The 15,755-nt window shown below is 72.4% G+C and carries 32 protein-coding genes and 2 tRNA genes; 4 read left to right on the forward strand and 30 right to left on the reverse strand.

The genetic code is table 11. The annotated features are described in order from the left end of the window. Positions 1–157: 157 nt before the first annotated feature. Genes LJ221_RS18090 through LJ221_RS18100 form a run of 3 tightly spaced genes read right to left on the reverse strand, consistent with a single transcriptional unit; the run spans position 158 to position 959 of the window. Positions 158–484 (reverse strand): hypothetical protein, encoded by a 327-nt coding sequence (locus tag LJ221_RS18090; protein WP_241717774.1) that lies wholly within the window; start codon positions 482–484, stop codon positions 158–160. Then, positions 481–624, reverse strand: coding sequence for a hypothetical protein (locus LJ221_RS18095; protein WP_302852028.1), 144 nt, complete (start codon positions 622–624; stop codon positions 481–483). The genes LJ221_RS18090 and LJ221_RS18095 overlap by 4 nt, the downstream gene beginning before the upstream one ends. Continuing rightward, positions 624–959 carry a hypothetical protein gene (locus tag LJ221_RS18100; protein WP_241717775.1) on the reverse strand — a complete coding sequence of 112 codons (336 nt, stop codon included), beginning with the start codon at positions 957–959 and terminating at the stop codon, positions 624–626. The genes LJ221_RS18095 and LJ221_RS18100 overlap by 1 nt, the downstream gene beginning before the upstream one ends. 165 nt (positions 960–1,124) lie before the next feature. Between LJ221_RS18100 and LJ221_RS18105 the strand changes: the two genes are divergently transcribed. Together LJ221_RS18105 and LJ221_RS18110 are read left to right on the forward strand one after the other, a co-directional pair. Further along, a complete protein-coding gene (locus LJ221_RS18105) occupies positions 1,125–1,412 on the forward strand; it encodes a helix-turn-helix domain-containing protein (protein ID WP_241717776.1) in 288 nt (95 codons plus the stop codon). Then, positions 1,409–1,669, forward strand: a complete 261-nt coding sequence (locus LJ221_RS18110) for a hypothetical protein (protein ID WP_241717777.1) — start codon at positions 1,409–1,411, stop codon at positions 1,667–1,669. The genes LJ221_RS18105 and LJ221_RS18110 overlap by 4 nt, the downstream gene beginning before the upstream one ends. Before the next feature lie 57 nt (positions 1,670–1,726). Here LJ221_RS18110 and LJ221_RS18115 read toward each other — a convergent pair whose 3' ends face one another. The 25 genes from LJ221_RS18115 to LJ221_RS18220 all read right to left on the reverse strand — a co-directional run bounded on the left by LJ221_RS18115 (position 1,727) and on the right by LJ221_RS18220 (position 12,016). Next, positions 1,727–2,425 (reverse strand): hypothetical protein, encoded by a 699-nt coding sequence (locus tag LJ221_RS18115; RefSeq protein ID WP_241717778.1) that lies wholly within the window; start codon positions 2,423–2,425, stop codon positions 1,727–1,729. Positions 2,426–2,452: 27 nt separating this feature from the next. Then, positions 2,453–2,536 (reverse strand) — tRNA-Leu (locus LJ221_RS18120). A 38-nt stretch (positions 2,537–2,574) separates the two neighbouring features. Next, entirely contained in the window at positions 2,575–2,976 is a 402-nt protein-coding gene (locus tag LJ221_RS18125) for a hypothetical protein (protein ID WP_241717779.1), read from the reverse strand. Continuing rightward, positions 2,973–3,095: a hypothetical protein gene (locus LJ221_RS23515; RefSeq protein ID WP_302852029.1), complete on the reverse strand. Its 123-nt coding sequence runs from the start codon at positions 3,093–3,095 to the stop codon at positions 2,973–2,975. Before LJ221_RS23515 ends, LJ221_RS18125 begins: the two co-directional genes overlap by 4 nt. Then, on the reverse strand, positions 3,092–3,286 hold the full coding sequence (locus LJ221_RS18130) for a hypothetical protein (protein WP_241717780.1): 195 nt from the start codon (positions 3,284–3,286) through the stop codon (positions 3,092–3,094). Before LJ221_RS18130 ends, LJ221_RS23515 begins: the two co-directional genes overlap by 4 nt. 12 nt (positions 3,287–3,298) lie before the next feature. Further along, on the reverse strand, positions 3,299–3,916 hold the full coding sequence (locus tag LJ221_RS18135) for a hypothetical protein (RefSeq protein WP_241717781.1): 618 nt from the start codon (positions 3,914–3,916) through the stop codon (positions 3,299–3,301). 50 nt (positions 3,917–3,966) lie between these two features. After that, positions 3,967–4,596 (reverse strand): hypothetical protein, encoded by a 630-nt coding sequence (locus LJ221_RS18140; RefSeq protein ID WP_241717782.1) that lies wholly within the window; start codon positions 4,594–4,596, stop codon positions 3,967–3,969. Further along, a complete protein-coding gene (locus LJ221_RS18145; RefSeq protein WP_241717783.1) occupies positions 4,596–5,573 on the reverse strand; it encodes a hypothetical protein in 978 nt (325 codons plus the stop codon). Before LJ221_RS18145 ends, LJ221_RS18140 begins: the two co-directional genes overlap by 1 nt. 92 nt (positions 5,574–5,665) lie before the next feature. Continuing rightward, positions 5,666–6,046 carry a hypothetical protein gene (locus LJ221_RS18150; protein ID WP_241717784.1) on the reverse strand — a complete coding sequence of 127 codons (381 nt, stop codon included), beginning with the start codon at positions 6,044–6,046 and terminating at the stop codon, positions 5,666–5,668. Positions 6,047–6,260: 214 nt separating this feature from the next. After that, positions 6,261–6,464, reverse strand: a complete 204-nt coding sequence (locus LJ221_RS18155; RefSeq protein WP_241717785.1) for a hypothetical protein — start codon at positions 6,462–6,464, stop codon at positions 6,261–6,263. Beyond that, the gene (locus tag LJ221_RS18160; protein ID WP_241717786.1) at positions 6,461–6,727 is read right to left on the reverse strand and encodes a WhiB family transcriptional regulator; all 267 of its coding nucleotides are present in this window, start codon (positions 6,725–6,727) and stop codon (positions 6,461–6,463) included. The genes LJ221_RS18155 and LJ221_RS18160 overlap by 4 nt, the downstream gene beginning before the upstream one ends. After that, complete coding sequence (locus LJ221_RS18165; RefSeq protein WP_241717787.1) at positions 6,724–7,359, reverse strand: hypothetical protein; 636 nt, start codon at positions 7,357–7,359, stop codon at positions 6,724–6,726. Before LJ221_RS18165 ends, LJ221_RS18160 begins: the two co-directional genes overlap by 4 nt. Next, positions 7,356–7,514 (reverse strand): hypothetical protein, encoded by a 159-nt coding sequence (locus tag LJ221_RS18170; RefSeq protein WP_241717788.1) that lies wholly within the window; start codon positions 7,512–7,514, stop codon positions 7,356–7,358. Before LJ221_RS18170 ends, LJ221_RS18165 begins: the two co-directional genes overlap by 4 nt. After that, positions 7,514–7,729, reverse strand: a complete 216-nt coding sequence (locus LJ221_RS18175) for a hypothetical protein (protein ID WP_241717789.1) — start codon at positions 7,727–7,729, stop codon at positions 7,514–7,516. Before LJ221_RS18175 ends, LJ221_RS18170 begins: the two co-directional genes overlap by 1 nt. Further along, a complete protein-coding gene (locus LJ221_RS18180) occupies positions 7,726–8,097 on the reverse strand; it encodes a hypothetical protein (protein ID WP_241717790.1) in 372 nt (123 codons plus the stop codon). Before LJ221_RS18180 ends, LJ221_RS18175 begins: the two co-directional genes overlap by 4 nt. Next, positions 8,097–8,927, reverse strand: a complete 831-nt coding sequence (locus LJ221_RS18185; protein ID WP_241717791.1) for a hypothetical protein — start codon at positions 8,925–8,927, stop codon at positions 8,097–8,099. Before LJ221_RS18185 ends, LJ221_RS18180 begins: the two co-directional genes overlap by 1 nt. Continuing rightward, entirely contained in the window at positions 8,924–9,754 is an 831-nt protein-coding gene (locus LJ221_RS18190; protein ID WP_241717792.1) for a PD-(D/E)XK nuclease family protein, read from the reverse strand. The genes LJ221_RS18185 and LJ221_RS18190 overlap by 4 nt, the downstream gene beginning before the upstream one ends. 46 nt (positions 9,755–9,800) lie before the next feature. Continuing rightward, the gene (locus LJ221_RS23520) at positions 9,801–9,926 is read right to left on the reverse strand and encodes a hypothetical protein (RefSeq protein WP_302852030.1); all 126 of its coding nucleotides are present in this window, start codon (positions 9,924–9,926) and stop codon (positions 9,801–9,803) included. Next, complete coding sequence (locus LJ221_RS18195; RefSeq protein ID WP_241717793.1) at positions 9,926–10,159, reverse strand: hypothetical protein; 234 nt, start codon at positions 10,157–10,159, stop codon at positions 9,926–9,928. Before LJ221_RS18195 ends, LJ221_RS23520 begins: the two co-directional genes overlap by 1 nt. Before the next feature lie 40 nt (positions 10,160–10,199). After that, positions 10,200–10,325 carry a hypothetical protein gene (locus LJ221_RS23525; RefSeq protein ID WP_302852031.1) on the reverse strand — a complete coding sequence of 42 codons (126 nt, stop codon included), beginning with the start codon at positions 10,323–10,325 and terminating at the stop codon, positions 10,200–10,202. Further along, the gene (locus LJ221_RS18200; RefSeq protein WP_241717794.1) at positions 10,318–10,590 is read right to left on the reverse strand and encodes a hypothetical protein; all 273 of its coding nucleotides are present in this window, start codon (positions 10,588–10,590) and stop codon (positions 10,318–10,320) included. The genes LJ221_RS23525 and LJ221_RS18200 overlap by 8 nt, the downstream gene beginning before the upstream one ends. Continuing rightward, a complete protein-coding gene (locus tag LJ221_RS18205; RefSeq protein WP_241717795.1) occupies positions 10,587–10,814 on the reverse strand; it encodes a hypothetical protein in 228 nt (75 codons plus the stop codon). Before LJ221_RS18205 ends, LJ221_RS18200 begins: the two co-directional genes overlap by 4 nt. Further along, positions 10,811–11,326, reverse strand: a complete 516-nt coding sequence (locus LJ221_RS18210) for a hypothetical protein (RefSeq protein ID WP_241717796.1) — start codon at positions 11,324–11,326, stop codon at positions 10,811–10,813. The genes LJ221_RS18205 and LJ221_RS18210 overlap by 4 nt, the downstream gene beginning before the upstream one ends. After that, the gene (locus tag LJ221_RS18215; RefSeq protein WP_241717797.1) at positions 11,323–11,646 is read right to left on the reverse strand and encodes a hypothetical protein; all 324 of its coding nucleotides are present in this window, start codon (positions 11,644–11,646) and stop codon (positions 11,323–11,325) included. Before LJ221_RS18215 ends, LJ221_RS18210 begins: the two co-directional genes overlap by 4 nt. Before the next feature lie 91 nt (positions 11,647–11,737). After that, positions 11,738–12,016 (reverse strand): hypothetical protein, encoded by a 279-nt coding sequence (locus LJ221_RS18220; RefSeq protein ID WP_241717798.1) that lies wholly within the window; start codon positions 12,014–12,016, stop codon positions 11,738–11,740. Between the two features lie 580 nt (positions 12,017–12,596). On the opposite strand from LJ221_RS18220, the gene LJ221_RS18225 reads away from it, so the two are divergent. Continuing rightward, entirely contained in the window at positions 12,597–12,956 is a 360-nt protein-coding gene (locus LJ221_RS18225; RefSeq protein ID WP_241717799.1) for a hypothetical protein, read from the forward strand. A gap of 423 nt (positions 12,957–13,379) precedes the next feature. Here the strand turns inward: LJ221_RS18225 and LJ221_RS18230 are convergent, their stop codons facing one another. Continuing rightward, complete coding sequence (locus tag LJ221_RS18230) at positions 13,380–14,336, reverse strand: tyrosine-type recombinase/integrase (protein WP_241717800.1); 957 nt, start codon at positions 14,334–14,336, stop codon at positions 13,380–13,382. Positions 14,337–14,436: 100 nt separating this feature from the next. Then, positions 14,437–14,509 (reverse strand) — tRNA-Arg (locus LJ221_RS18235). 310 nt (positions 14,510–14,819) lie between these two features. Between LJ221_RS18235 and LJ221_RS18240 the strand changes: the two genes are divergently transcribed. Then, a partial coding sequence (locus tag LJ221_RS18240) for a GTPase domain-containing protein (protein WP_241717801.1) occupies positions 14,820–15,755 on the forward strand: 936 nt, incomplete at its 3' end.

The following is a 15,755-nucleotide window of genomic DNA, read 5'->3' on the forward strand; positions in this document are numbered from 1 at the left end:
CGCGCTGGTGCTGTTCGCCCTGGCCTTCCGCCACTTCCGCACCAAGGACATCGTCTCGTGAGCCGCCTGCCGGACGGTACGGCTCTCCCCGTTACGTCACCCGGTCCGACAGGGCCCGGCCGGGGCGGGGGTGGCGGTCAGGCTGTGGGGCGGCGGGTCATGTGGGCAAGGCGTCGTCGAAGCACCCGCAGTCGTCCTCGTGGGTCCACATGCGGCCCGTGCCGTCGTCGCAGTCGCCCTCATGGCGGGCCGAGCGCTCGCAAAGCACCTCGTCGCCCACGCTGTTGTGGTTCATCGAGTCGCATGTCGGGCCGACCGGGAGAGGGCGGTCACGGTCGTCCAGCACGCCGGGGGCCGGGGTGTGCACGAGGCCGTTGGCGCCGAGGAGGGCGAAGAAGTCCCGGCTGCAAGCGGGGCAGAAGTTGCCGACGGTGGTGTGGTGAGCGGGGCAGAGGGGGGTCTGAGGCTCGGTCTGGTCGGTCACCGGGTCGGCCTCCGCCCCGCCGCGCCTGCGGCCTCGGCGGCGTGGGTGCGGGCGTCGGCGAGCTGTCCGCGGGCGGCGGCCTCGCGCTCGGCGCGCTCGGCCTGGGCCTTGCGGTACTCCTCCAGGTCCTGCTCGGCCATCAGGCGTGCACCCCCGCGAGGTGGAGGCGGATGCGGGTGGCGTAGTCGGCGCGGGTGTCGCCGGGGAGGATCTGCGGGGCCTGGGCGCGGGCGGCGTTGGCGGTGCGCAGGAGGGCGCAGCGGCCGGTACCGCGGGGGTCGGCGGCGCGGTGGGCGAGGACCAGGAGCGCGCCGTCGTCCATGGGCCGCTGGGGGTTGAGGGTGGAGAGCCTGTCGGCGACGGTGGTGAGGATGCGGCGGATGTCGTGGCCGTCCTGGGCGCGGTGGAGGGCTTCGTCGGCTTGGGTGGTGGCCGGGGTGCTGGGCTGGGGTGGGGGCGCGTCGGTACGCTGCATGGCGGTCAGCTCCTGGGTTGTCAGGTGTCTGGCCGGCCGCCGTCCCGTGAGCCTGGCAGCAACGGGGCGGCGGCCGTTTCGCGTTGTAGCTGGGCTACTTCCAGTGACCGTACGGGATCCCGTACGCTCATGGCAAGCGGCCCACCCGAATCCGAAGGGGCCGACATGGACGAGGAGGTGCAGCGGGTGTCGCACGCGCTTGACGAAGTGGAGCGGATCGAGGACCCCGAGGCGCGGGTGAGGGCGATGAGCCGCGTGATGGCGGAGCAGGTGAAGCGCAATGCCCGCTGGAAGCAGGAGCGGCGGGATCTGGTGCTGTCTCTGCGGGCGCAGAAGGTCTCCTACCGGCAGATCGCGGCTCGGCTCGGTCTGGGGCTCAGCACGGTGCAGGACATCGAGCGGGGCTACTCAGGGTCGGGGAAGCACCGGCCGAGGAAGACGGAGGAGACATGAACGGAGAGCTGACGCACCGTCTGTATGTGGCGGCCGAGACGGCGGGGCCCGGTGCCACCCGCAGCGAGGTGGTGCAGGCCGTGTGCCGGGAGCTGAGCGCATGGCTGGACGAGGAGGCGACGCTGTACACGGCGACACTCACCTCGTCCCGGCGGGGCGTCCGCCAGCCCAGTGCAGGCGACCACGCGCACCGGGGCGTGGTCGACCAGATGGCGGATCTGCTGGCCCGCGTGGGTGACGAGCGGATGCCGTCATAGTCGCGCGCGACAGAGCCCCCGGCCTGTGTGGGTCCGGGGGCTCCGCCATGCCCAGGGTCAGGCCGCGGTCTCCTCCGCCGTCCTGGCCCAGCCGCACCCGCCGCAGCGCACCACCGGGGGCCGCCCGTCGCCGCCCTCCACCACCAGGCGGCCACGGCAGTGCGGGCACGGGTGCGGGAGGCGCTCGCGGCGGCGGGCGGTGGCGAGCATCATCTGGATGCGGCGGGCGGCCTCGGCGGCGACGTGGGCTATGCGGTCGTGCTGCTGGACGGTGAGTGGGCGGAACGGGCCGTCCGGGGCGGTGGTGTCGTCCAGTCGCTGCTGGAGCCACACGGCGGCGTACACGGCCGTGCGGCGGGGGTCGGTGGGGTCGTAGGGCCAGCGGCGGGGGTCGGCGGCGTCGCGTGCGGCGAGGAGCGCGGCTTGGCGGTGGATGGGGTCGGTCCAGCCGCGGGCGAGGTCGACGGACAGGGGGGCGCGCTGGATCTGTGCGGCGGTGTGGTCGGCGGTGGCGAGGAGTGCCGCGGTGACGGCGCGGCGGGTGTCGAGCACCTCCAGATTCAGCGGGGGCTGCCCGGCGGGCACTTCGAGTTCGGTGACCGTCGCGCGGGGCCGGACCGTCGCGAGGAGCGCGGTTTCGTAGTCGGTGTAGCGGCTGGCGGGGGGCCAGGGGGTGTCGGTGTGGGTGTCGAGCATGTCGGTGAGGTGGGGCCAGCCGTCGATGATGGTCTGGAGGTGCTGGGCGGTGGTGTTCATGGGTGCTCCTGTGTTGCTGGTCAGGGGTGCCCGGGGCGGGAGTCGAACCCGCACGCCCACGTGGGGCAGCGATTTTTAAGATCGCGGCGTCTGCCGTTCCGCCACCCGGGCGTGGGGCCCGGCCGGTGGGGCGGCCGGGCAGGGGGTGGCTACTGGCGGGGGTCGAGGGCGGTGTGGATGAGCGCGGTGTCGATGGTCACGGGGTGCTCGGTGGTGAGGGCGCGGACGCGCTGGAGGGCTGCCTCGGCGCGCTCGGCACGCTTGCGCAGGGTGGTGGTGCGGCGCTGCATGAGGCGCTTCGTCTCGGCCGTGATGGCGTCAGCGAGTTCGAGGGCAGTGACGTTCCGGCATCCTCCCTTCCGGTCCCGTTCGGCGAGGATCGCGGCGGCGAGTTGCTGGCGGAGGTTGTCGGCGGCTGGGGCCGGGGCGGCGGGCTCCTGAACCGCGCGGTCGTGCTCGGCCTTCAGCGCGTCCAGCCGGGCCAGGATCGCGGGCATCGGGCCAGGGGCCGGCTTGGGCTTGTCGGCGGGGCGCTCGGTGTGGTCGGTCATCGTCGGGTCCTCTTTCGGTGTCGGGGTGCGGTCAGGGCGATGTAGGCGGGGGTGAGGATCAGCAGCGCGGCCAGCACAGCCCCGGCGACCGGGCTGAGTGCGGCCGACAGTCCGGTCACAGCAGGCCCCCGCGGATGGGCACGGTGTGGATGGGCCAGTCCCACAGGCGGAGCGGCATGTCCACGGTCGGGATGGTCGTGGGCTGGGTGGGCCGGGTGCCGGATTCGGGGCAGCGCGGGGCTCCGTGGGCCCACAGGCGGCCTGTGGGGGTGAGGGCGGGGTTGTTGGCCGCAGCGGGGGCAGCGGACACGCTGAGCGGGCATCAGCGGCTCCTGGTGCGGCGGGTGCGGGCGGCGGCGCGGCGGGTGGCGCGGTTTGGCCGCGGGGGCTCGGCACCGTCGTCGATGACGACCTCCTCGCCGGTCCACTGGAGGCGGGTCTCCCAGCGGGCGCCGGGGCGCGGGGTGTGCTCACCACGTGGGACAGACGACGCGGCACTCACCGGGACACCTCCGCGAAGAGGTCGAGCTGCTGACCGGCGGCGCGCTCCCGGGCGTAGTAGGTAGGCACGCAGCAGCTCGCGGCGCTCGGCGGCGCAGCAGGTGCAGCCGCTCCACAGGTCGACGGGCTGGCCGTCGGGTTCGAGCAGACCCCACTCCTCCCACCACTCCTCGCCGTTGGTGGTGATGCCGGTGAGGACGGTCGCGCCGACGGTGCCGACGACCCAGCCGCGGAACCCGGTCTTGCTGAGACGGTCGTAGTTGCCGCTGTAGCCGTGGCGCTGGACGGGGTCGCCGGCCTTGAAGGGGCAGGCGGGGTGGGTGATGGCCCGGCCCTTGGTGGTGGCGAAGGCTTCGTGGAGGTGGGCGGGGATGTGGGCGGGGATGTGGGCGGGGACGGGGTGGCGGGGCTGCTGAGTGCGGTCGACGGTGTCGGGCATCGCGGGGTTGCTCCTGGGTGTGTGGGCGTGTGGAACCGGGTGCGCGGCGGTCAGGCCGTCTCGCGCTGCTGCTGGCCGCTGGCGGCGTCAGTGCGGCTGGGGTGGGGCGTGGTGCGGGCGCGGCGGCCGATGCGGCAGGGCTGCCCTGCGGGGGCGCGGCAGGCGTCCCAGGGGCAGGGCACCGATAGGGGGTCGGTGCCGGTGGTGGTGAGGCGTCCGCGGCGGGTGGGGCGCCACTGGTCGAACTCGGCAGGCATGTAGCGGCCGATGCGGCTGACGGTGGCGGTGACGTCGCCGTCGGCGGGGCCGCCGCTGGTGAGCTGCCGGGCTTCGACGGGTGCGGTGTGGCCGAGGGCGACGGCGGTGCGGTGGGCGCGCAGCTGCTCGGTGTAGGCCTGCCAGTCGTCGGGGTCGACGGGCGGCGCGGGGTCGGCGTGCCGGTTCATGCGGTCGCGGACTTCGGCCTGCCAGCGGGCGGCGATGTCCGCGGGGAGGATCGGCCACTGCGAGCGGGCGTAGTGCTCGTGCACGTAGCGGACGGCGGCCTCGTACGGGACGTCGGTGAGGATGCCGGCCCACATGTGGGCCTGGGCGCGGCGTTCGATGGGGTCTTCGCGGCGGACGCGGGGGTCGGCGAGGGCGACCTCGGCGATGAACTGGGGGATCAGTTCGGGTTCCATCAGGCTCCTCCGGTCTTCTTCTGCCGCATCTCTTCTGCGATGGCGGCCATGTCTTCGAGGTATTCGGTGACGGGCGAGGGTGGGGCGACGGGCCGGGGTCCGGTGTAGGCGGGCGGGGCGTGGAGGCCGGTCCAGCCGGTGAGGAAGTAGCGGGCGCTGTAGGGCTGGTTCTTGGCGGCGGTCCAGGCGCGGGCGGCGTGGTCTACGAGGGTGGGTACGCCGACGCGGCGGATGGCGTCGCGGAGTTCGAGCCATTCCTGGCTGCTGAAGGTCCAGGAGACGTTCATGCCGCGGGCGGCCATGGCGTCGATGAGGGGTTGGACTTCTCCTCGTCCGCTGGCGGCGACCACGTCGGTGCCGGGCTCTCCGTTGGAGGGGGGAGGGGGAGGAGGTACCTCCGTAGGAGGTACCGGACGGGACGGGGATGGGGACGGGGGGCCGTTACTAACGCCGTTACGAAACGGGTTGACCTGCGGTGATGACTGGTTTTCGGGACGGGTTCGAGTCGCGTTCGTGTCGCCGTCGTGTCGCCGTCGTGCGTCTGTCGTGTCGCCGTCGTGCATTCCGGCGTTGTCCGTAACGGCGTTACGGGGGGCGTTACGCGCGGCGTCTTCCTCGGCCTTCCGGGCGGCCTCTCGCTCGGCCCGCTTCCGCTCCCGGAACGCCTTCTGCCGAGCGGCGTTCGCTGCCCGGTCGGCCTGCACCCGGGCCCGGTCCGGGTTGTATTCGAGGTAGTCGTGGATCTCCCACCCGCCCTCGATGCGGTCCCACAGCCGGGCGTCCTCCAGCTCCTTCGCGACGGTCTTCACGCCGCGGACGCGGGAGATCAGGGGGAGTTCCTTGTCGAGGATCCGGCCTTCGGTGAGGTTCTCCGAGGACCAGCAGAGCGCCGAGACGTACAGCCGGAACGCGCGGTCGGAGAGGAGGGCGACCTTGCGGTGGGAGGGGAACCTGTCGTCGAGGCGGACCCAGGGCATGTGTGGCTTCTTCCTGTGGTGCGGGGTAGGTGGGTTGGTGCTCCCGGGGCGGGGGGCGGGTGGCCGGCCCCGCCCCGGGGCGCGCGGCGGGGTCAGGCGGGGATGGTTCCGGCGAGCATCCGGAGCCACCGCTCCGGCGTGCGGGACCGGAACAGCACCACCGGGTCGATCACGGCGACGACGACCGCGCGGGGGCACTGCCAGGACAGGCCGGGGACGTTGCAGTCGGGGTCCGGGTCCACCGGGCTCTCCGGCGTGGCCATGTAGAGGGCGCCGTCGGGGTAGAACGCGGCGTACACACGGGCGACCTGCCGGTCGGTGGCGAGGTACACGACATCGGTGCGGGTGGCGTGGGCCGGGCCTCCGAGGACAGCGGCGTACGAGGAGAGGCGGTGGTCGGTGCCGGTCGCGTCGGGCGGGAGGAGCCAGTCGCCGGGCTTGAGGCCGGGGTACCCGCCGTGGAAGTAGGTCATCGGTTCTGTCCGTTCTTCGGGTTGGGGCAGTGGGTTCGGTGGAGGGCGGGTACGGTCGCCACGAACTGCGCGACCGCGTCCCCGCTCGCGTGGTCCGTCCAGCCGCACCGTGCGCACCGGTAATCAGCGGACGGGAAGTGCCACCACCGGCCGCCCCGAGCCCGTTCGCCGCAGTCGACGTGGAGGCCGGGGAGATCAGCCGGTGGCCACCGGGTCATGCCGCTCGTCTCCCGGCGTCCGGCTCGGCGGGCACGGCATGCAGGTGCCGGCGGGGCGGATGCCAGCCGTCCAGGGCGGCCTCCAGCTCGGCGCGGTGGGCGGCGGCCTGGGGGTCCGGACCGGGGCCGCACGCGGGGCGCGGGCCGCCGAACTGGCCGGTGGGCCACTCCTCCGCGTACAGGGCGTCCAGGCCTCTCACGCGGCCGCTCTCTTCCGGGCGGCCCTGCGGCGGGCGTTCAGCCGCTCCCGCTCGGTCGTGCCGCCCCAGATGCCGCTGGAGTAGCGGTCGCCGCGCTGGCTCTCCATGTGGTCGGCGTAGGCGCGGCAGTCGGCGAGCACGGGGCACCGGGCGCAGTAGGAGAGGGCGATTTCGGTGTTCTTGTTGGGGCCGCCGGTGTCGGGGAAGAACAGCTCAGGGTCGACGTCACGGCATGCGGCGTGGTCCATCCAGTCGCGGCTCATCGGCGGGTCACCACCGTGTCGCGGTCGGGCCACTGGCAGCCGTCCAGCGCGCGCCGCTGACGCTCCGGCACCTCGGCGAGGGGGAAGCCGAGCCAGTCCCGTGCGGCGGCGAACACGCCGTAGGCGTCGGCCATGTCGTAGCGGCCGCCGCCCTCGGTATGGATGCCGTACCGGTCCGCCACGGCGCTGCGGATCTCGCCCTTCGTGGCCTTGCCGTGGCCGGCGACGTACAACTTCAGCGACGACGGCGGGATGACGGCGTACGGGATGTGCTGGCGGTGGCAGTACAGGCGGATCGCGCACCGCAGCCACGCCAGCTCCTCGTGCCCGGCCATCGCGCCGTGCCCGTAGCTCGGGCCTTCCATGGCGACCATGTCGGCGTGCCGGATGTAGGAGATGACCTGCTGCTCCAGCCAGTCCATGCGGATGTCTCCGCGGAACCGGTCGCCGACGTAGATGCGGTCTGCCCAGCCTTCTCCGGCGGTGCCGGTGGAGGTGAGAGAGAGGTCGAGGCCGATGACGAGGGGGGCGGCCGGGTCGGCCGGCCCCGCCGGGAGGGCGGGGACGACCGGGGCCGGGGTCGGGGTGGAGTCGGGGGTGGTGGTGTCGAAGAGGGTCGTCTGGGCGGTCACCGGGCACCGTCCTTCTGGCTGAGGCCGAGCGCGTCCAGCAGCCGTCGCAGGTCCTCCCGGGAGCGGGCGTGGCGGAGGACGACGCGGGACGCTGCGCGGCGCTGCGCGGGGGTGGGTTCGGGGCCGGAGGTGACCCAGCGGGGCAGGTGCGCCATCAGCGGCCACCCCCCGCGCGGGTGATGTGCTGGTCGATCGGCACGCCGGCCGCGTCCAGCTCCGTCGCCAGCGACCGGGCCAGGACCGCGGTGGGGCCGCCTGCGGTGAGGCCGTCGGCGATGTGCTGGGCGACGACCCGCTGCGTGGTGATGAGCTGCGTCTGGGTGTTGTCGAGTTCGGTGGCGAGCGCGGCCACACCGGACTGGGCGGTCATGCCGTCACCTCCGGGTCGACTCCGAGGAGCCGCAGTTCGGCGTCGGTGTAGCCCATGGCGTGCATGAGCTGGTCTGTCACGGAGCGGATCTGGGCGCGCTGGTCGGTGTTCTCTGCGCGGAGGCGGGCGACGGCGCGGAGCGCGCGCTCTAGCCGGGCCTCCATGCGGTCGAGGTCGTAGTCGCCGTTGGCGTGGCGGGCCTCGTCCAGCAGCTCGGTCAGGACGCGGTTGCGGTCGTGGGTGCGCTTCGCGGCGGCCTCCGCCGACGCGGCGCGGCGTTCGGCGTCGTCGCGCTGGTCTCGCATGGTGGCGAGGCGGGCGCACAGGTCGCGGTTCTCAGCGGCGAGTTCTCGGCGGCGTCCGAACATCACGCGGGCACCCCCTGACCGGGCCGCGCCACCGTCGGCCAGCCGCCGGCCGCGGGCTCCGCGCCGTCCGCCCACGGGTCACCCGGCTCGCCGGACAACTCCTCGACGGTCTCCGGCTGCTCCTCCCGGTTCGTCACCTGCCCTGCGGGCTCCTCCGGCTCCGGCTGCGGGAACTCCGGCTCGGGCGCGGGCGGTGCCTCGGCCGCCTTCCGGCGGGCCTTCCTGCGCGGCTTGTCCGCGGCCCCGGTCTCGTCCTGGTCGGCGAGCTCCTCGGCCGCGTACGGCACGCCGTACAGCACGTCTGAGGCCGTCATCCGGCACACCTCGGCCGTCGCGCGGGCTAGCAGCATCGCCTGGGGCTGGGACTTCCAGTTGTCCTTGCCCGTCAGCCGAAGGCCCTCGGCCCGCTCGATGGTCCACTCCGAGCGGTGGACCTTGTCCGAGCCCTTCCGCTGCCCGCACACCACCACGCGAGTGGGGCTGATCTTCTCCTCCCAGATCTCGTGGCCGCGGGACTGCACCACGCCGCGCATCGCGTTCGCCCGCATCGCCGGGGTGCCTTGGATCAGGTCGAACGACCGCAGCGACGCCATCGGGGACAGTCCCATCTCGTTCCCGGTGAGGATCGCCGCGGTGCACTCCCCGGGCTTGCCGCGGAACTGCGCCGGGACGAACGAGGTCTTCGCCAGCGACTCGGCGACGGCGTAGGCGGCGCGTGCCTCCTCGGCCCACGCGACGAGGTCGCGGGTGCGGCGTCGCGCTGGCGGCGGGACGTCCTCGGCTGGCGCGGCCGGGGCGAGGGAGTTCTCTCGGATATCGATCTCGGTCATGCGGTGTCCCCCCAGGTGGGCGTGGGCATCGGCTCGCTCACGAGCCGGGCCTTCATGTCCTTGTTGATGCGTGCCAGCCAGGCGACGCGGGTGAAATGGGTGAAGGTCTCCGCGCTGATGTCGACCTCGTGGGCGGCGTAGGTGCCGTCCGGGCGGAGATGGACGCCGAGACCGCGCGTGATGCGGAGGTCGGCCATGGGGTGCTCGGCGTCGTCGGCGAGGTAGAACTCGGCGTGCGCGTAGGCCGCGAGCTGCAAAGCGGCCTCGCCCCAGATCCCGGACTTGCCGGACTTCCAGTCGACGATCCAGCGGGTGCCGTCGGGTGTCTCAACAACGAGGTCGAGCGTTCCGGCGTACCACCACTGGCGGGATGCGACCGGGGCCTCAGAGATGAGGACGCGGGGCTGCCAGTCGTCCAGCCAGCGCACGGCGGCGTCGACCTGCGGCGCGATCTCGTCGGGCACCTCGACCTCGTCGCCGTGCGCGAGACGTTCGGCGAGTCGGTGGATCTCGGTGCCGCGGCGGCCGGCCTCGTCGCGCTGGGCGTAGGGGGTGCCCTTGAGTGCGGCGACGACCTGTGCGCGGGGCATGGTGTCCCAGAGCTGGGTGACGGCGTGGCGGTTGTCGGCGACGTATTCGGCGACGGACTTGGCGGCCCAGTTGATGAGGGCGGGCTTGGGGATGCCGTCGCCGATGAGGGTGGTGACGCCGGGGACTTTGCGGTCGTCGAGGGTGTACCAGTGGCCGCGGCCGTTGGAGTGCTTGTGCAGTCCGGGCCGGGCGGCCGGGACCACCACGGTCCCGGCGCGTCCGGTTGCGGTCGTCACGCAGCCTCACCGCCGTGCACGTCGCTGAGGAGCAGCATCAGCACGGTCACTCGTCGGCCGCCTCGTCGGCGGCGTCGATGATCCCCCACGCTTCCGCGAGATCCTGGGCTTCGTAGTCGTCGATCATCTGCGTGAGGTCGAGGTCTCGCCATTCGCGGTCGATCGGGTCCATCAGGGCTTCTCCTCGGTGGGGTGGAGGTGGATGACGTGGGCGCCGGGTCGGGTGGGGCCGCGGCCGGAGTGCTCGGGGCAGTAGTCAGTGCCATCGGTGGGGTGGTGGCGCCAGCCGATCCGGTCTGCGGCGGCGCGCGCCTCAGCGATGGTGTGGGCGTCGGTCATGAGGGAGTTGGGGCAGCAGCCGTCCCGCCATTGGCGGTTGCAGTGGAGGGTGATCCGGGCGCTCACGGGCGGGGCTCCTCGCGGCGGGCGGACGGGACGGCGACGGTCATCGGGCACCGTCCTCGGCGAGTGCGCGGGCCAGACCGTCGTCGGCGGGCAGGAGGGTCCAGCGCAGGCAGTCGTCGGTGTGGCCGCAGGTGTCGCAGCAGGTGCCGCAGTCGCAGTCACGCACTGGCCGCACCCCCCTTCGCGGTGTCCCGGTCGGCGGCGTCGGCCATGCGGCGCAGCAGCTCGGCGAAGTCGGGCGGGTAGTTCAGAAACGGCTCGCCGTGGAAGGCACCGTCCACGGCGTCAGCGGCCTCGTGGAGCGTCGCGGCACGGTGGACGCTCTTCACCTCGGCCAGCAGCCGGGCCGCGTCCTCCGGGCTCACCCGCTCCCGACTGGTGAAGAGGCGCAGCGCCAGGGCGTCAGCGCTCATGCGCTCGATGTCGGTCATCGGTCATCGCCTCCGTACAGGCGGTCGTCGAGGTTGCGGCACGGCCAGCCGCACCACGTGGCACCGGTGGGCACGGGCCGCAGGCAGCCGGGGGCCGCGCACGTGTCGAGCGCCGGGCGGGTGCGGGCGGGGCCCGAGGGCGGGCGGAGGTGCTCGGCGACGATCCCGGCGGCGATGGCGGCGGGTCCGGCGGCGCTGGCGAGGATGGCGATCAGCGCGCTCACGCGGGCCCACCCCCCTCGGCGGCCTGCTGCGGGACCACCTTCATGTCGCGGGCCGCCGGGATGTCGCAGGTGTAGACGAGGTGCGCGGCGACCTTCAGGCCGTTCTCGTCCAGCCAGTCGGCAACGTCGGCGATGGCCTCGACGCGGGCGGTGGTGGTGTGCTGCTCCAGCTCGGCGACACGGGCCTCCGCGTCCAGCAGGCGCCGCAGCACCGGGCCCATCCGCTCACCCATCCACGAGGTGACGTTCAGGCAGTACAGGTCCTCCCACGTGGGGTGCTCGTGCTCGCGGCGGTCGCGGATGGACTTGGCGATCTGCTCCAACAGCCCGTCCGTAGCGGGCTTCGCCTCGCCGATCAGCGCGGCGACCTGCTCGCGCACCTCCGCCGACAGCGGCTCCCGGCGGGCACTCTCCTCGGCGCGCATCGCGCGCTCCTCACGAGCCAGCGCGACGTTGTCGGTCGCCTCGAACGTCGCCGCGAGCTCGGCGGGGGTCAGCGGACGGTCGCTCATGCCGCCACCGCCGAACCCGCCACACCGGACACCGGCAGCACCACAGCCACCCGCACCGTGACGTCCCGCCACACCGCGCTCAGCGTGTGCGTCCGCACCACCACACCGCGCAGCTGCCAGCCACGCGACAGCGCGACCTCCCCGCCGATCAGCGCGGCGTAGGCCGACAGGGCCTCCATGCCGCCGTCGTGCAGGTGCCCGTGCAGCGACCCGGCCTCGGTGTCGATCGTCCACGTCGCGGGCGTCAGCGACGGGTTCTCCTGGATCAGCTGCACCAGCGCCGTCGCCGGTGCCAACTGGGGGGGACCGATAGGCTTCATGAGCCTTGCCTCTCTTTCAGAGGTTGTAGGGGTGAGGCCTTGTGGGGTCGCTCCGGGTCCAGCCGGGCGGCCCCTGCCTCGCGTATGGGGGTCAGGCAGCGGCCGGCCGCTGCGGCTTCACCGCCGCCTTCGCCCGACGGGCCTGCGCCGACCGCAGCGCCATCCGCTGGTAATGCGCGGTCCGCAGGTGCTTCGCGACCCGGGCGATCTGCTCGTCGCTGGCGTCCGGGTGCAGCGCCCGGGCGTCGCGCTCGAACTTGCCGTCAGCCGCCGCGCGGGCCTTCGCCGTCCGCGACTTCGGGTCGAGCGTGTTCGCCCAGCTCGTGTGCACGGCCAGACGGGCTCGCAGTGACCTCTCCTCGGGGTCCATCGGTGGGGTCCTCTCTGTGGGGTGAGGTGACGGGATCGATGTCCATGTCCCTGGACGTGGACATAGGGTGGAACAGGGCGCGCGGGGGCAGGTGGTAGGCCCTCGCGAGGCGCTCCGCTTCGTCGCCGGTGACGGTTGGCCGATCCTCGCCGGTGAGGGCGTGGACCTTGCTCTTGGAGATGCCGGCGGCGGACGCGAGTTCGCGGACGCTTCCGGGCTCCCCCTTGCTGGGGTTGGTGATCAGCTTTCGCAGCAGGTCACCGGCGTGTATGCGGTAGCGGTCAGGCATGGTGCTCCGTTCGTGTCCACGTTTCTGGACACGAGAAGCATGGCACGTAGTACAGCGCTTGTCCAGTTTTCTGGACGGAGGATGTCCACGGATTCGGTTAACAACTCGCCAAAGATGCGAGGCCCGGTGGTCGCGCACGTCCAGGAGTGTGGACAATGGGTGTCCACGGATGAGGGTTGCCTAACAGTCCTCCGACTGGGACGTTTGTCATATTCCAGTGGGGGGACCGTGGACACCTGGACGCAGAGAGGGCCCATGATGGCTGAGCGGCGAGACGCATTGACCCGCCTCGTGCAAGAGCACGTAGGCGAGGGCAGGCCCCTCACCGTCCGCGCCTTCGCCGAGCGCGCTCGCGACCCCAAGAGCGGCCGACGGCTCAGTAAGAGCCTCGTCGGGAATCTCGTCGCCGGGCATCAGATCAAGATCGACCGTGATGTGGTCGCCGCGATCGCCATCGGCCTCGGCGTCCCGCGCCGGGTCGTCCAGGCCGCCGCCGCAGAGCAGTACCTCGGCCTCACCCTGGACGACCCCTTCGACACCGACCCGGGCGACACCGACGCCGTGGTCCGCGTGGCACACCAGCCCGACGCAGACGGCGACATGCCCGCCACACGCGAGTTCATCGAGCGCGCTCGAACCCGCGACCAGTGATCGACGGTTTCCCTTCGGCAAGGGAGTTTCAGATTCACCCACTCGGGTTACCCCATAGGGCACGTGCGTGAGCGTATGGTGATCAGGCCTCGCGATTGTCGAACGTCCGTGCGGCGACGTGTGTCGCCACGGGCGGGGATGGGGGTCGGATTGTCAGAGGTTCCGCACGCACCACGCGTCTACGTCGAATCAGTCGACCTGCACGGCGAAGCGCCGGTCGCGGTATACGACTCACTCGACACCTTCCAGCTCGCGATCGATTTCAACCGGCCCCCGGAGGAGATCATCGCGGCGCTTACGATGACGTTCCAAGACGCCATCAACTCCCGTCGATGGCAGCGCAACCGCCTGTGCACGTCGAGGTTCGCTCAGAACCCACCGCAAGCGGGGGCCGATGACGCAGCCGCCGACCCCCGCTGACCCTCACGCCAGACGATCGCCCGGGCTCAGGTCCCGGTGCTGCTGCCGCGCCCGCTCCTCGCCGGCCGAGGCGCCGTAGCGGGACAGCATCTGCCGGGACCGCCAGCCCGTGATCCGCATGAGCGCGTCCTCGTTGCCGCCGTTCAGTTTCCACAGGTGCGCGAAGGTGTGCCGGAACTGGTGCGGGTGGATGTGCGGGATGCCGGCCTGCTTGCAGCGCCGCTCGATCATCGTGCCGACGCCCCAGATCGTCAGCGCCCGGCGGCTCTTGACGCCCCACCACAGGGGGTCTGACGACTCCAGCTCGCGGCCGACGTGCTTGCCCGTGGCCCGCAGGTAGCGGTCCATCGCGAGCGCGGTCGCCCGGCCGAACGGCACCGGGCGCTCCCTGCCGCCCTTGCCGAGGACGTGGAGCACCATCAGGTCCAGGTCGAGCTTCTCGACCGTGCGGTTGGTGATCTCGGACAGGCGCCCGCCGGTGTCGAGGAACATCATGATGAGTGCCGTGTCCCGGCGGGACTCGAAGTCCTTGCCCTTGCACGCTGTGAGGAGCTTCTTCAGCGCGTCGTCGGGGATGACGGGCACCTCCGTCTCCGGCAGCTCTGGGGCCTTCATCGTGCGCATCGGGGAGCGGTCCATCTCCTCCTCGTCTACCAGCCAGTTGAAGAACGTCTTCAGCGACCGGAAGTGCTGGTGCGCGTTCCCCGGGCTGGTGCGCTCGCGGAGGCGGGTGATGTAGACCTCGATGTGCTCGCGGTGGACCCCGGTCTTCCCCTCCAGCGCGGTCGGGGCTGGCCGGGCATCGGGATCGTCGGGCTCGTAGGTGAGGAGGAACTCGCGGAGCCCTGCGGTGGCGCGGGCGTAGATCCGCTGGGTGTTGTCGCTCAGGTTGCGGGCGCGCAGGGAGCGGGCCCAGGAGGATGCGAGGGGGCCGATGTCGTACGGCTTGCTGGTGGCCATGAGCGGAGAGTAAAAGAGGTGAGGCGCTTGGTCTATACGCGCTGTACGAACTGGCCACGAAGAAGCCTCTCACCTATATTCGCAGGTGAGAGGCTGTTTGCGCCCCCGGCAGGACTCGAACCTGCGGCCAAGCGCTTAGAAGGCGCCTGCTCTATCCACTGAGCTACGGGGGCCCATGCGGTCGCGGACGGACGGCGGAGCGCCCCCGGGTGACCTTGCCGCGACAAGGATAGGGGCCCGGGTGCTTCCTCCCGGTTGCTTCACGTCCGCGACACCCTGTGGAGGTTCAGTGAAGCGGTCCCGATAATCGCAGGCGAGTACGAATCATGCATCGGTTTGAACGCTCGATGGAGCGGGTGTTGTGCAGTCGTTATGCCCTCTGTCTCCGATGCGGCGCGGGCCACAGGGGTCAAAACACCCCGTTGTAGCCCTAATACGCTTCAGAAACCAATCGAAATTGGGCATTCTGCGCATGTGGCGATCTTGGAAGCTAGGACCGAACTGCTCGACGCGCTCACCACACTGCGTGACCGTGTCGCCGCAGCCCGCTTTCCGCTGCCGCTGCCCGGAGCCGAGCGCGCCCGCCGCTCCCGCAGCGAGCTGCTCGCCCAGCTCGACGACTACCTGGTGCCCAGGCTGCGCGCCCCCGAGGCGCCGCTGCTCGCCGTCGTCGGCGGTTCCACCGGCGCCGGGAAGTCCACCCTGGTCAACTCGCTCGTCGGGCGCCGGGTCAGCGACGCGGGAGTGCTGCGGCCCACCACGCGCACGCCCGTGCTGGTCTGCCACCCCGCCGACCAGCACTGGTTCGCCGGACCCCGCGTACTGCCCCGGCTGAGACGGGTCTGGACGCCGCGGCGGGAGGACTGCCGGGCCGCGGAGGACGGGCTTCTCTCCCTCCCCGACGAGGACCACGCGGCGGACGGCGGCGACGCCGACGCCCCGCCCGCGCTCGCTGTCGAGACCGCCGAGGCCGTGCCCGTCGGGCTCGCCCTGCTGGACTCGCCCGACATCGACTCCCTGGTGACCGCCAACCGCCGACTGGCCGCCGAGCTGTTCTGCGCCGCCGACGTCTGGATCCTGGTCACCACCGCCTCCCGCTACGCCGACGCGATCCCCTGGCACCTGCTGCGCAGCGCCCGCGAGTACGACGTGACCCTGGCCACCGTGCTGGACCGGGTGCCCCACCAGGTCGCCGACGAGATCTCCCGCCGGTACACCGCCCTGCTGGCGCGGGCCGGTCTCGGCGACGTGCCCTGCTTCACCGTCCCGGAGCTGCCCGAGTCCGCGCGCGGCGGCTCCGGACTGCTGCCCGCCACGGCCGTGGCGGAGCTGCGCGAGTGGCTGCTCCACCACGCCGGGGACCCCGCCGCCCGCGCGGTCGCCGCCGGCCGGACCGCCGCCGGGGCCCTGGCCTCGCTG

Origin of the sequence: Streptomyces sp. CNQ085 (genome assembly GCF_022614595.1) — a bacterium.
Lineage (GTDB): Bacteria > Actinomycetota > Actinomycetes > Streptomycetales > Streptomycetaceae > Streptomyces.

Coding starts and splice junctions, on each gene's coding strand:
- LJ221_RS18095 (WP_302852028.1), bottom strand. CDS start 624: ATGGCCGAGCAGGACCTGGAGGAGTACCGCAAGGCCCAGGCCGAGCGC.
- LJ221_RS18100 (WP_241717775.1), bottom strand. CDS start 959: ATGCAGCGTACCGACGCGCCCCCACCCCAGCCCAGCACCCCGGCCACC.
- LJ221_RS18105 (WP_241717776.1), top strand. CDS start 1,125: ATGGACGAGGAGGTGCAGCGGGTGTCGCACGCGCTTGACGAAGTGGAG.
- LJ221_RS18110 (WP_241717777.1), top strand. CDS start 1,409: ATGAACGGAGAGCTGACGCACCGTCTGTATGTGGCGGCCGAGACGGCG.
- LJ221_RS18115 (WP_241717778.1), bottom strand. CDS start 2,425: ATGAACACCACCGCCCAGCACCTCCAGACCATCATCGACGGCTGGCCC.
- LJ221_RS18125 (WP_241717779.1), bottom strand. CDS start 2,976: ATGACCGACCACACCGAGCGCCCCGCCGACAAGCCCAAGCCGGCCCCT.
- LJ221_RS18135 (WP_241717781.1), bottom strand. CDS start 3,916: ATGCCCGACACCGTCGACCGCACTCAGCAGCCCCGCCACCCCGTCCCC.
- LJ221_RS18140 (WP_241717782.1), bottom strand. CDS start 4,596: ATGGAACCCGAACTGATCCCCCAGTTCATCGCCGAGGTCGCCCTCGCC.
- LJ221_RS18145 (WP_241717783.1), bottom strand. CDS start 5,573: ATGCCCTGGGTCCGCCTCGACGACAGGTTCCCCTCCCACCGCAAGGTC.
- LJ221_RS18150 (WP_241717784.1), bottom strand. CDS start 6,046: ATGACCTACTTCCACGGCGGGTACCCCGGCCTCAAGCCCGGCGACTGG.
- LJ221_RS18160 (WP_241717786.1), bottom strand. CDS start 6,727: ATGAGCCGCGACTGGATGGACCACGCCGCATGCCGTGACGTCGACCCT.
- LJ221_RS18170 (WP_241717788.1), bottom strand. CDS start 7,514: ATGGCGCACCTGCCCCGCTGGGTCACCTCCGGCCCCGAACCCACCCCC.
- LJ221_RS18175 (WP_241717789.1), bottom strand. CDS start 7,729: ATGACCGCCCAGTCCGGTGTGGCCGCGCTCGCCACCGAACTCGACAAC.
- LJ221_RS18180 (WP_241717790.1), bottom strand. CDS start 8,097: ATGTTCGGACGCCGCCGAGAACTCGCCGCTGAGAACCGCGACCTGTGC.
- LJ221_RS18185 (WP_241717791.1), bottom strand. CDS start 8,927: ATGACCGAGATCGATATCCGAGAGAACTCCCTCGCCCCGGCCGCGCCA.
- LJ221_RS23520 (WP_302852030.1), bottom strand. CDS start 9,926: ATGGACCCGATCGACCGCGAATGGCGAGACCTCGACCTCACGCAGATG.
- LJ221_RS18200 (WP_241717794.1), bottom strand. CDS start 10,590: ATGACCGACATCGAGCGCATGAGCGCTGACGCCCTGGCGCTGCGCCTC.
- LJ221_RS18210 (WP_241717796.1), bottom strand. CDS start 11,326: ATGAGCGACCGTCCGCTGACCCCCGCCGAGCTCGCGGCGACGTTCGAG.
- LJ221_RS18215 (WP_241717797.1), bottom strand. CDS start 11,646: ATGAAGCCTATCGGTCCCCCCCAGTTGGCACCGGCGACGGCGCTGGTG.
- LJ221_RS18220 (WP_241717798.1), bottom strand. CDS start 12,016: ATGGACCCCGAGGAGAGGTCACTGCGAGCCCGTCTGGCCGTGCACACG.
- LJ221_RS18230 (WP_241717800.1), bottom strand. CDS start 14,336: ATGGCCACCAGCAAGCCGTACGACATCGGCCCCCTCGCATCCTCCTGG.